Here is a 12271-nt window from a genome sequence, read left to right as displayed (position 1 = left end):
AGGCCGGTCAGGACCCGTCGTCGGCCGGCGGGACGATCGTGACCGGGCAGGGCGGGTCGGCCAGGCAGTGCAGGCCGACCGAGCCCAGCACCAAGCTGCTCACCGCGCCGCGGCCGCGGTGTCCCACGACCAACCGGTCCGCGCCGCGCGCGGCCTCGATCAGCACCCGCGCGGGGTTGCCCGGCACGGCCTGCACGTCGACCCGGGGCGTCGTCCGCAGCCGGCCGTCCAGCTCGCCGAGCACGTCGGCCACCATGCTCCGCGCCGTGTCGCGCGCGGCGTCGACGATGCGGTCGGGGTCGGGCAGGGGCATGGCCGGCCACGCTGCGCTGCCCCAGGCCCCGAGTTCGGTATCGGAGAGCGGGGCGGTGATGACCTGCACGGTGTCCCCGCGGAGATCGGCGGCGAGGATCGCGGCGCGCAGGGCCTCGCGCGAGCCGGACGAGCCGTCGACCCCGACGACGACACGCCCCGACGTCGACGGCGGCTCGTCGGGGCGTTCGGTGGCTGCGGCGGTGGTCATGGTGACACTCCTCCCCGGAGGCGGTCGGCGGACGGGACGTCTCGACGACGGCGCGGTCCGCGCTCCCCGGTCAGCCTCGCCAACCCCCCGGCCCGCGCGGTAGGGCCGAACAGCACCAGCGCGTCGTTACCGGGCCTGCTCCCGCGCTCCGGGCCCGGTCGGGAGCGGGACCATCGACCCCTGGCCTGGGCGGCGCCGCACCCCGAGGGCGAGGGGGTGGCCGCCCGGCTTCGAGGCGTTCGCGACGCCTTCGTCGCGAGGGCCTGCCGGGAGCTACGCACAAGATCGCAGCGAGACCGACAGCCTCGCGTCGGAGCGGGCGCCGCTCGCCCGCGCGAGGCGGCTCTTCGCACTCGGGGCCCTGGCAGCGAACGGCGCGTTCGCTGCGTGGGGTCAGCGAACGGCGCGTTCGCTGCGTGGGAAGCAGCGGACGGGGCGTTCGCTGCGTGGGAAGCAGCGGACGGCGCGTTCGCTGCAGAGGTGCGTGGGGTGCCTTCGCTGCCTGGGGTGCGGCGAGGGGCGCCTTCGCAGCCTGGGTGGAGCTCTGCGGCGGAGCAGCGAGCGGCCACCGGCGGCGGCCGCGAGCGTGTCGGTCTCGACGCGATCTTGTGCGTATATGCGGCCGGTAACCCCACGAGGCGCTGAGCGACGCGCCGGCCGCCCGGGCGTAGAGCACGGGAGCGCAACCGGTCGGGCTCGGTCCGCTGGGGGGCCGCTGCGGGGCCGCTGGGGGCCGCTCGTAGGCCGCTCAGTGGGGCGATGCGACCGCGGCCCGGGCTCCGGCCACGCCCGGGACGTCCGTGCGCCCCAGCTCCACCACCGGCAGCCCGGGGAACTCGCCGGGCCGGTGGGACACGACGAGCGCCGTGCGGCCGCGGCTCAGCGCCTCGATCTCCGTGGCCAGCGCGGTGGCGGTGGGCGCGTCCAGGTGGGCGGTGGGCTCGTCGAGGGTGAGCACCGGGCGGTCGGCGAGCAGCACACGGGCCACCGCGAGCCGCTGACGTTCGCCGCCGGAGACGGGGCCGCCGTGCTCGCCCAGCGGCGTGTCCAGGCCCTCGGGCAGAGAGGCGAGCCAGCCGCCGAGCCGCGCGTGGTCGAGGGCCTCGACGATCTCGTCGTCGGTCGCCTCCGGGCGGGCGAGGCGCAGGTTCTCGCGCAGCGTGCTGTCGAACAGGTGCGCCGCCGGGCCGCACGAGGCGATGCGGGAGCGCACGTCCTCGGCGGCCATCGTCGCGGTGTCGCGACCGTCGAGGGTCACCGCACCACGCGCGGCGGGCAGGGTGCGCAGGATCGCGGCGAGCACCGTGCTCTTGCCTGCCCCCGAGGGACCGGCGAGCACCATGCGCTCGCCGGGCGGGAGCGCGAAGGACACCCCGCTGACCGCCTCCTGCGTCGCGTCCGGCCAGCGCACGGCCAGCGACTCGACGGCCACGGTGGGGTCGGCGGGAACGGCGGCGGCCGGCACCGGGTCGGTCACCGGCGCCGGCGCCGCCTCGAGCTCGGCCAGCCGGCGGGTGGCCGGGACCGCCTCGGCGAGGCGCGCGGCGGCGTCCGGCAGCCCCGCGACGAGCTCGGCGGCGGCCAGCGGGGTCAGGGCGAGCACGGCCAGGGCGGTCGGCGCCAGTCGCCCGTCCGCGAGCGCCAGCACGCCGACGACGGTCGCGCCGACCATCGCCAGGCCGATCCCGAGCACCCCGAGACCCGCGCCGAGGCCCGCGCCGCCGGCCTGGGCGACCGTGCGGTCGGCCAGCTCGGTGTCGTGCGCGGCCAGCCGCCGCCGGCGTCGCCCGGCGGCGCCGAGCACGAGCAGGTCGGCGGCCCCCTCGAGCAGCTCGAGGGTGCCCGTGGCCACCGCGGCGCGGGCCGCGGCGGTCGTTCGCGCGGCCCGCCGGCCCGCGAGCACGCCGAGCAGCGGGGCGACGACGCCCGCGAGCAGCAGGCCGAGGGCGAGGACGATCGCGGCCTCGGGCAGCAGCACCGCGAAGAGGCCGACCAGCCCCGTCGCCACGAGCAGCGCGGACCCCGCCGGCACCAGACCGCGCACGAGGACGTCCTGCTGGGCGTCGACGTCGCCGGTGAGCCGGGAGAGCAGGTCCCCGCGGCGCTGCGCGGCCGTTGCCGCCGGGCCACGCCGGACCAGCGCCCGCCAGACCCGCACGCGCAGGTCGGCGCCGAGGCGCAGCGCGGCGTCGTGGGACGCGAGCCGCTCGAGGTAGCGCAGGACGCCCTTGGCCAGGCCGAACGCGCGCACCGCGACGATCGCCACGACGAGGGTCAGCAGCGGGGGCTGCAGCGCCGCCGCGGAGATCAGCCAGGCCGAGGTGGCCGTGAGCGCCACCGCGCTGCCCAGCGCGCCGGCCCCGAGCAGGACCGCGATCGTGAGGCCGACGGCCCGCGGACGGGCCGCCGCCGCGAACCACCGCAGCGCGCCCCCGGCGCGGCCGGGGACGGCCGGCTCCACCTCGCCGCCGGGGGAGCCCGGCGGGACGGGGGCCGCGGGAGCAGCCGAGCTCGAGGTCGGCGGGGACGCCGGAGGGGGAGCGGGGACCGCGTGCCGGCCGGGCAGGTCCACGACCCTGTCGCAGGCCGCGAGGACGCCGGGGCGGTGGCTCACGACGATCGCGCTGCGTCCGGCGAGCGCGAAGGGCAGCACCGCCAGCAGTGCCGACTCGGTCTCGGCGTCGACGCCCTCAGTGGGCTCGTCGAGCAGCAGCAGGGGGCGGTCGGCGACCAGCGCGCGGGCCAGCGCGACGCGGCGTTGCTGTCCGGTGGACAGGCCGGCGCCGCGCTCGCCGACCGGCACGTCGAGGTCGAGGTCGACCCGCGCGGCCCGCGCGGCCCGGCCGACCGCCCGGTCGGACGCGTCCGGCGCGCCGAGCCGGATGTTGTCGGCCACGGTGCCCGCGACCAGCACCGGCCGCTGCGGCACCCAGGCGATCCGCGCCCGCCAGGCCTCGGGGTCGAGGTCGTCCAGCCCGACGCCGCCGACGCTCACCCGTCCGCGGTCGGGACGGCGCAGCCCGGTGACGAGATCGAGCAGCGTGGACTTGCCTGCCCCGCTCGGACCGCGCAGCCCGACGATCTCGCCGGGGGCCACCGTCAGGTCGAGGTCGTCGAGCACCGCGCCCCCGCGGCCGTCGACGCCGACCCGCTCGAGGCGCACCGGCACGCGGGACGGGTCCGGCGCGGGCCGGCGGGCGCCCCCGGGGCCCGCCGGCCCCGCGTCCGCCGACGTCTCCAGCACCGCGAACACGTCGTCGGCCGCGGCCAGGCCCTCCATGCTGTCGTGGAAGCGGGCGCCGACCGCGCGCAGCGGCAGGTAGATCTCGGGCGCAAGCATGATCACGAGCAGCCCGGTGGCCAGGTCGAGCCGGCCCTCGGCCAGCCGCAGGCCCACCGACACCGCCACGAGGGCGACCGAGAGCGTGGCGAGCACCTCGAGCACCAGCGCGGAGAGGAACGCCACCCGCAGGGTGCGCATCGTGGTCCGCCGGTACTCGTCGGCGACGGCGCGCAGACGGCCGGCCTGGGCGCCCGCGCGGCCGAAGGCGACGAGGACGTCGAGCCCCGCCACGAGGTCGAGGAAGTGGTGGCCCAGGACCGCCAGGGCTCGCCAGCGCCGGGTGGTGTCGTCGCGGGTGCGCAGGCCGACGAGGACCATGAACAGCGGGATCAGCGGCACGGTGACGGCGACGATCACCGCGGCGAGCCAGTCGGCGGTGAGCAGGCGCACCCCGACCAGCAGCGGCACCGTCGTGGCCAGCAGCAGGGTCGGCAGGTAGCGGCGCAGGTAGCCGTCGAGAGCGTCGATCCCGCGGGTGGCCAGCACGCCGAGCTCGCCGGTCGAGGGCAGGCGGGGGTCGCGCGGGCCCAGGCGCAGGACGTGGTCGACGAGGTCGGCCCGCAGCTGCCCGATCACCCGGGCGCTCGCGCGCACCGCGGCCGCCTCCGTGGCCCAGGCCAGAGCGGCCCGGCCGGCGACGACGGCCACCAGCGCGGCCAGGAGCCCGGTCAGCACGGCGAGCGGTGCGCCGTCGAGGAAGGCCCGGGCGACCACCTGCGAGAGCAGGTCGGCCTGGGCCACGACGAGCGCGGCGGTGGCCACGCCCGCGCCGGCGGTGAGCACCACGAAGGTGCGCGCCGGGCGGACGTGGCGCAGCAGCCGCGGGTCGAGCGGCTTCACGCCCGGGGCCCGGGCGCCGTGGTGCCGTCGCCGTCGACCGACAGGGCCTCCACCGGCGTGTCGGGCACCGTCGTCCCGTCGACCGCCGTGACCCGCTCCCGGCGCGGGGGCAGCCCACCGGCCGGCGGGATGTCGTCACGGGTCAGGCGGCGGCGGAAGACCCAGTAGCTCCACGCCTGGTAGGCCAGGACGACCGGGGTCACCGCGAGCGCCACCCACGTCATGATCTGCAGCGTGTAGGGCGTCGAGGCGGCGTTCGTCGTGGTCAGCGTGCCCGCGGGGTCGGTCGAGGAGGGCAGCACGGCCGGGTAGAGCGAGCCGAAGAGCGTCACCGTGGTGGCGACGATCGTCACGGCGGTCAGGGTGAACGCCCAGCCCTCGCGCTCGCGTCCGGCGAGCAGGACGGCGCCGACCAGGGCGACCGCGGCGAGGCCGGCGCTGACGATCGTCCAGCCCGTGCCGTGCGCGAGCTGGGTCCAGGCGAGGAAGGCCGCCGCCACCGGCACGGCACCGAGCCCGAGCCGCAGGGCGAGCCGGTGGGCCCGCACCCGCAGGTCGCCGTCGGTCTTGAGGGCGACGAACACCGCCCCGTGGAGCAGGAACACCAGCAGGGTGGTCAGGCCACCGAGCAGGGCGTAGGGGTTGAGCAGGGTGAACAACGTGCCCGTGTACTCGTGGTCGGCGTCCAGCGGCACGCCCGCGACGATGTTGCCGAAGGCCACCCCCCACAGCAGGGCGGGCACGGCGGACGCCGAGATGATCACGAGGTCCCACCGGCGGCGCCAGGTCGGGTCGTCCACCTTGCCGCGGTACTCGAAGGCGACGCCCCGGCCGATGAGCGCGACCAGCATGATCAGCAGCGCGAGGTAGAACCCGGAGAACAGGCTCGCGTACCACTCCGGGAAGGCGGCGAACGTCGCGCCGCCGGCCACGAGCAGCCACACCTCGTTGCCGTCCCAGAGGGGACCGATGGTGTTGATGACGCGGCGGCGGTCGGTCTCGTCGCGGCCGAGCACGCCGAGCAGCGCGCCGACGCCGAAGTCGAAGCCCTCCAGGACGAAGTAGCCCGTCCAGAGCAGGGCGATGAGCAGGAACCAGATGTCGGTCAGCGCGAGGCCGAACACGATGTCCTCCTGGGCCGTGGCCGGATCAGTACGCGACCGCGAGCGGGCGCGGGGTGGACTCGCTCGGCGTCTCCTCGTCCGGAGGCGGCAGCGGGTCGGGGCCCTTGCGGGCGTAGCGGACGAGCAGGGTCACCTCGACGACGGCGAGCACGCCGTAGAGCAGGGTGAACACGACGAGCGAGGTCGCCACCGACACCGGCCCGACCGAGGGGCTGACGCCGTCGGCGGTGCGCAACGTGCCGTAGACGACCCACGGCTGGCGGCCCATCTCGGTGAAGATCCAGCCGACGGAGTTGGCCACCACCGGGAACCCGATGCCGGCCAGGGCCGCCCAGGTGTACCACCGGGAGCTGGGCACGCGCCCGCCGCGCTGCAGCCACAGGCCGGCCAGGGCGACGAGCAGGGCGAGGGCGCCGAAGCCGATCATGGCCCGGAAGGTCCAGTAGGCGATCGGCACGTTGGGCCGGTAGTCGCCCGGACCGAACTGCGCCTCGGACGCCCGCTGGACGTCGTTGATGCCCTCGACCGTGCCGTCGGGGTCGCCGGTGGCCATGAAGGAGAGCACCTTCGGCACCCGGACGCTCCAGACCTCCTGGGAGCCGTCCAGGCTGCCGATGGTGAACAGCGAGAACGAGGCCGGCGTGCTCGTGTCCCACAGCGCCTCGGCGGCCGCCATCTTCATCGGCTGCTGCTCGGTCATCAGCCGGGCCTGGACGTCGCCGGTGACCACCGTGCCGACACCGGCCACGAGCACGGTCACCAGCGCCAGGCGCAGCGACGAGCGGAACACCCGCGTCTCGTTCCGCCGCGCCAGGTGCCACGCGGAGATGCCCAGGATGAACATGCCGGCGGTGAGGAAGGCCGCCGTGATGGTGTGCGTGAACGCGCCGACCGCGGTGGAGTTGGTCAGCACCGCCCCGAAGTCGGTGAGCTCGGCGCGGCCGGTGACGGGGTTGACCCGGGAGCCCACGGGATGCTGCATCCACGAGTTGGCGGCGAGGATGAAGTAGGCCGAGAGCAGGGTGCCGATCGCGGCGGCCCAGATCGTCGCCAGGTGCACCCGCTTGGGCAGCCGGCCCCATCCGAAGATCCAGAGGCCGAGGAACGTCGACTCGAGGAAGAAGGCGAGCAGGCCCTCGATCGCCAGGGGAGCGCCGAAGACGTCGCCGACGAAGCGGCTGTAGTCGCTCCAGTTCATCCCGAACTGGAACTCCTGGACGATCCCCGTGACCACGCCCATGGCGAAGTTGATCAGGAAGAGCTTGCCCCAGAACTTCGTCATGCGCAGCCAGCGCTCGTCACCGGTGCGGACCCACGCGGTCTGCATGCCCGCGACCAGCAGCGACAGGCCGATGGTCAACGGGACGAACAGGAAGTGGTAGACGGTCGTCACGCCGAACTGCCAGCGCGCCAGGTCCAGCGCCATCGCGAAAGCCCTCCCGCTCCCACCCGCGCACGGTCTGCACGGTGACCGCCCACGACGATCCGTGCGCGGCCCCGGTCGTGATCAGGGCCCAAGGTCCCTCCGGTGGTCCCGTCGGCAGGGGTCCCTCGCCCGGTCGGAGGGGGCCCCGCGCCCGTGCCGGGGCGGGCGCCGCCCGTCCAGCGTCGTCCTCCCAGGACGAGGAGGCGGACGATGGGCACGACGGGAGCGGTGCAGCGGGCGTTCCGCCTGTTGGTGCCGAAGCGCTCCGAGCTGCGGCGGCGCAGCGACCGCATCGAGGTCGCGGCGCGGTGGGTCCTCCTGCTCCTCGGCCTGTTCCTCGTTCCCGTGGCGCTGGCGGTCGGGAGCCAGGTCACGGCGAACCTCGGCCCGCAGGTCGCCGAACAGCGCGCCGAGCGCCACCAGGTCACCGGCGTCGTGCTCGCCGAGCCCGGGCCGGCGGCCGCGTACGGCACCGAGGTCGCCAGCACCGAGGTGCGCGCACCCGTGCGGTGGATCGCGGCCGACGGCACCCCGCGGGTGGCCCTGGTCCGGGTGCCCGACACGGCCGAGGCCGGTGACCCGCGCACGCTCTGGGTGGACGCCGCCGACCGGCCCACGATCGCGCCGATGACGCCCGGCTACCCCGAGACCCAGGGCTTCCTGACGACCCTGGTGATCCTGCTCGGCGACCTGCTGGTCTCCCTGTTCCTGCTCGCCGGCCTGCGGTGGGTCCTCGACCGGATCCGGCTGCGGGAGTGGGAGGCGGCCTGGCGACGGTTCACCGGCCCCGACCACGAGAGCACGCACTGAGCCGGACGCCTACCGGGTTCCTCCTGGCCCCGGGTCGGCCGTGGACCCGCCGGCGGCCGCAGGGCGTCTCCCGGAGAGGATCGGGAGACGTCGGCCGAGCCAGAAGCAGGCCGTGATCCCGAGGGCGGCGACGAGTGGCGCCTTGAGCTCGGCCGGGAGGTCGAGCGGTCGCGCGGCGCTGGCGAGGACCATGAGCACGGGGCCCTGGATCACGAACGCGGCGAAGGCACCCCGCGCCCACCCCGCGGTCTCCGGCGCGCGGTCGCGCCACCGGCGTTCGGCCAGGCCCACCAGCCAGACCGACCCCGTGACGACCAGGATCCCTTCGATCCCTGCGGTGGCGAGCGACTCCCAGTGCCACCCGCCGAGGTAGGACGCGACGTCGCGGCTCAGGTCGCGCACCCCGCTGGCGAGGGCGAGCACCGGCAGGAGGACGAGGGTCACGAGCGCGACCGCGCCGCAGCGGCGGCGCAGCCGCCCCGGCACGTGCCAGTGCCAGCCGGAGCGGGCCGCCGCGATGCCGAGGACGAACAACCCGAGACACTGCGGCCACTGCCACAGGTGCAGATCACCGACCTGCCCGCTGCGGGCCGGGAACCAGAGGCGGACGACGAACGACGACAGCGCGACCAGGGCCACCGTCGCGGCGACGTGCCTCCCGGTCAGCGTCCGGGCGGGACGGCCGCGGCGGCCGACCGTCCACGGGCGTGCCAGCGCGAACGCCGCCGAGAACACCAGCAGCACCAGGGCGAACCAGAGCGCTCCGGAGTCGAGCAGCGGATCGCGGTGGGTGAGCACCCACCAGAAGGACACCTGCCGACCGGCCGCGACGTACGCCAGCCACACTGATGCCGGCCACACCAGGACCGCCGACACCAGCCACGGCAGGCCGAGCCGGACGACCCTCTCGCGGGTGTAGCGCGACCACCCGTGGCGCTCGACCGCCTGCTCCACGAGCAGGCCGGCGATGAAGAAGAGCACGCCGATGATGAACAGGCCCGACGGCCCGATGACCGCGACCAGCACGAGCTCGGTCGCCGGGGCGAAGGTGACCTCGTTGACCTCGTCGTACGCCCAGCCGCCGACGGCGGAGTACCCGACCAGCGCATGACCGCCGATGACCCAGGCGACGAGCACCGCCCTCAGGTGGTCCAGGTGCGGCAACCGGGGTCCGCGCGGCCGCCTCCCCCTGTCCGCCACACGTGCCACCGTCTCCCGCCGCGTCGCGGGATCCCAGGGCAGAAGGTCCCGCCTCCCGGGGGACGAGGAGCGCGGGTCCCGTGCGTGCTCAGCGCTCCGAGAGCACCGACAGCTCCGTCTCGACGGCGCGCGCGAGCACCTGGAGGTCCTCGGCCGCCTCGTCACCGGTGATGCCGATCGCCAGCCCGTCGCGGTAGGTCATGATCGACACCCCGACCTGCACGGCGCTGCCGATCGGGACGTAGGGGATGATCTCCAGGAGCTCCCGTCCGAGCCCGTACAGCGTCTCGCGGGGGCCCGGCACGTTGGTCGTGACGGTGACGACCGAGCGCTGCGTCCTCCGCGAGGCCCACCGGACGCCGCCCCCGAGGAGGGGGTACGGCTCGAAACGGGCCAGCCGGGTCAGCAGAGCGCCGGCCTCGGCCTCGTGCGCGGCCTTGCACCTGTCCAGCTCGGCGACCGTCGCCGCGAGCCGTTCCCGGGGGTCGTCGAGGTGGACGGGCAGGCGGGGCAGCAGCAGCGACACCTGGTTGCCGCGGGAGCCCTCGTCCCCGGGCGCCCGGACCGAGACCGGGACCAGGGTGCGGACGAGGTCGGGGGCGGGCTCCTCGCCCCTTGCGAGGAGCAGGGCACGGAAGCCGGCGGTGACCGCCGCGAGGACGACGTCGTTGAAGGTCCCGCCGAGTCGGTGGCGGATCGCCCGGACGTCCTCGACCCGCCCCCGGGCGAACGCGTAGCGGCGAGGCCGGTGCCGCGGCCCGGTCAGCGACGAGGGCGGGCCGGGGCGGAGGCTCGCGAGCAGCGCGGCACCGCCCCGCAGGCCCGCCGCGACCCGCCCCCATGCCTCGCGCGGCCGCGCCACCAGCGCCGCGGCCGCGCCGGCGGCGGCGAGCGGCAGCCGGAGGAGGCCGCCCGCAGCAGCGACGAGCAGCTCGGCCGACGACGGTTCGGGCCCGGGCACGTGCGCGTCGGGCGCCGGGGGCCGGGGGTCGGGTTCGGGATCGAGGACGATGCCGTAGAGGTCGGTGCCGGACACGCCGTCGACCATGCAGTGGTGGATCTGGGAGACGAGCGCCCAACGTCCGCCGGCCAGTCCCTCCACCAGCCAGTAGCGCCACAGCGGGCGGTCCCGGTCCAGCCGGGTGGCCATGATGCGCCCCATCAGCGCGGCCAGCTCGGCGTCGCCGCCCGGCGCGGGCAGCGCCACGCGGACGAGGTGGCGGTCGAGGTCGAACCCAGGATCGTCGACCCACACCGGGGCACCCAGGTCGAGAGGGACCCGGCGGACCTTCTGCCGGTAGCGGGGGATGAGTGGCAGCCGCCCCGCGAGGTGGGCGGCGAACTCGTCGGTGCCGGGCGACGGTCCCGCGAAGACCGCGATCGAGGCGATCGCCATCGAGACCTCGGGCTCGGCGTCCTCGACCTCGAGGAACGCCGCGTCGAGCGGGCCGAGGGGGACCGCGTTCACAGCGTCCGCTCGAGCGGCGACTCGCGCGGGATGACGGGCAGGTCGAGGCTCATCGTCGCCTCCTCGCGGTGGTGGGGTGATCGGCTGAGCGTGTGCGCGGGCCCGGCGGTCGGGGCAGGGGCGGAGGGCCCGGGCCACTTCCCCGCTGGACCCGCAGGTGCTTACGATCCGTGTGCGGGGGGCCACTCAGCGGAGGGGCCACATGGCGAGCGTGTTCCGTGACGAGCAGCCGACGTCGTGGCGGCCGGGGATGCCGGTCGCGTTCCGCCCGCCCGGGCCCGGGGAGCAGGGCCCGTCGTGGCCGCTGTTCGCCACCGACCTCGGCCGCGCCCTCGGCGGCTCCGGGATCACCGCGCTCGGCCGGTCGATCCTCCGGGCCGCGCCCACCGGCGACGGGCACCCCGTCCTCGTCCTGCCCGGGCTGAGCGCCGGCGACCGCTCGACCCGCACGCTGCGCGCCGTCCTGCGCGACCGCGGCTACCGGGCGCACGGCTGGCGGCTCGGCCGCAACCTCGGCCCCACCGCGGAGGTCGTGCGAGGGGTCCCGGCCCGGCTGGCGGAGCTGGCCGAGCGCTACGGCCGGCGGGTGAGCATCGTCGGGTGGAGCATGGGCGGCCTCTACGCCCGCGACGCGGCGCGCCGCCACCCCGACCTGGTCCGCGGCGTCGTCACGCTCGGCAGCCCCGTGCGCCTGACGCACCCGAGCCAGACGCGGGCCCTGTGGTTCTACCTGGCGGTCTCGGGCCGCCACGTCGCCCCGGAGGACCTGCCCGCGCCGGAGGCGGTCCTGCCGGCCCTGCCCGTGCCGTGCACGTCGGTCTACTCGCCGTGGGACGGCATCGTCGCCTGGCGCGCGTGCGTCGAACCCGCCGGCGAGCTGGCGGAGTCGATCGCGGTCCACGGCAGTCACTTCGGTCTCGGCGCGCACCCCGCGGTGCTGTGGGCGGTCGCCGATCGGCTCGCCCAGCCCGAGGGCCGGTGGCGGCCCTTCGCTCCGCCGCCGGCGCTGTGCTGGCTCTACCCACCGGTCGACGCGACCGGCACGGCGGCGCCGCGGCCGGCGGAGGCTCCGGTCGATCGGCTCGCCCCCGGCGCGTGAGCGACGGTCCCGGGCCCGACGGCTCGGGGTGCGCCGTCCACGGGTCCCGACGAGATCGGGACGTCCACCCCTGCCGTGCCACCCACGGGGCGATCACGATGGGCCCATGACCTCCGAGCATCCCCGGCGCCGGGAGCGGGGCCTGCTGCTGGCGGGCCTGCTCGTCGCCGGGCTCCTGCTGGTCGGCGGGTGCGCCGCCGTCGCCGACGACTCCGCCCGTCTGGCCGCCCCGCCGGTGGCCGGCTTCTGGCTGGGGCTCTGGCAGGGCCTGATCGTCCCGATCACGTTCATCGTCTCGCTGTTCAACGACGGTGTGGCGATCTACGAGGTGCACAACGACGGCGCCTGGTACGACTTCGGCTACGTGCTCGGCGTCGCACTGATCTTCTCCGGGCCTGCCCGCATCGGCGGCCCCCGCAGGGCGTCCACGTGATCGCC

9 protein-coding genes are annotated in these 12271 nt (G+C 76.2%); 3 read left to right on the top strand and 6 right to left on the bottom strand.

Annotation, left to right across the window (positions count from 1 at the left end; translation table 11 throughout):
* Positions 1-7: 7 nt before the first annotated feature.
* The 4 genes from C8D89_RS20815 to C8D89_RS20800 all read right to left on the bottom strand — a co-directional run bounded on the left by C8D89_RS20815 (position 8) and on the right by C8D89_RS20800 (position 7256).
* Positions 8-523, bottom strand: coding sequence for a universal stress protein (locus C8D89_RS20815; protein ID WP_116710056.1), 516 nt, complete (start codon positions 521-523; stop codon positions 8-10).
* A gap of 748 nt (positions 524-1271) precedes the next feature.
* The gene (gene cydD / locus C8D89_RS20810; RefSeq protein WP_116710055.1) at positions 1272-4706 is read right to left on the bottom strand and encodes a thiol reductant ABC exporter subunit CydD; all 3435 of its coding nucleotides are present in this window, start codon (positions 4704-4706) and stop codon (positions 1272-1274) included.
* Positions 4703-5830 carry a cytochrome d ubiquinol oxidase subunit II gene (cydB, locus tag C8D89_RS20805; RefSeq protein WP_116710054.1) on the bottom strand — a complete coding sequence of 376 codons (1128 nt, stop codon included), beginning with the start codon at positions 5828-5830 and terminating at the stop codon, positions 4703-4705. Before cydB ends, cydD begins: the two co-directional genes overlap by 4 nt.
* A 25-nt stretch (positions 5831-5855) precedes the next feature.
* On the bottom strand, positions 5856-7256 hold the full coding sequence (locus tag C8D89_RS20800; protein ID WP_116710053.1) for a cytochrome ubiquinol oxidase subunit I: 1401 nt from the start codon (positions 7254-7256) through the stop codon (positions 5856-5858).
* 210 nt (positions 7257-7466) lie between these two features.
* On the opposite strand from C8D89_RS20800, the gene C8D89_RS20795 reads away from it, so the two are divergent.
* Entirely contained in the window at positions 7467-8066 is a 600-nt protein-coding gene (locus tag C8D89_RS20795; RefSeq protein ID WP_116710052.1) for an Rv1733c family protein, read from the top strand.
* A 9-nt stretch (positions 8067-8075) separates the two neighbouring features.
* Here the strand turns inward: C8D89_RS20795 and C8D89_RS20790 are convergent, their stop codons facing one another.
* Positions 8076-9230, bottom strand: coding sequence for an acyltransferase family protein (locus C8D89_RS20790; protein ID WP_165825844.1), 1155 nt, complete (start codon positions 9228-9230; stop codon positions 8076-8078).
* A gap of 124 nt (positions 9231-9354) precedes the next feature.
* Positions 9355-10734 carry a wax ester/triacylglycerol synthase family O-acyltransferase gene (locus tag C8D89_RS20785; protein WP_165825843.1) on the bottom strand — a complete coding sequence of 460 codons (1380 nt, stop codon included), beginning with the start codon at positions 10732-10734 and terminating at the stop codon, positions 9355-9357.
* 202 nt (positions 10735-10936) lie between these two features.
* Here C8D89_RS20785 and C8D89_RS20780 point away from each other — a divergent pair, with 202 nt between their 5' ends.
* Positions 10937-11833 carry an esterase/lipase family protein gene (locus C8D89_RS20780; RefSeq protein WP_116710049.1) on the top strand — a complete coding sequence of 299 codons (897 nt, stop codon included), beginning with the start codon at positions 10937-10939 and terminating at the stop codon, positions 11831-11833.
* A 106-nt stretch (positions 11834-11939) separates the two neighbouring features.
* Positions 11940-12266, top strand: coding sequence for a hypothetical protein (locus tag C8D89_RS20775; protein ID WP_116710048.1), 327 nt, complete (start codon positions 11940-11942; stop codon positions 12264-12266).
* Positions 12267-12271 lie beyond the last annotated feature (5 nt).

It is taken from the genome of Actinomycetospora cinnamomea (assembly GCF_003096675.1).
GTDB classification, from domain to species: domain Bacteria; phylum Actinomycetota; class Actinomycetes; order Mycobacteriales; family Pseudonocardiaceae; genus Actinomycetospora; species Actinomycetospora cinnamomea.
Note: the sequence above shows the minus strand (reverse complement) of the source record. Positions and strands in the feature narration are given on the sequence as shown.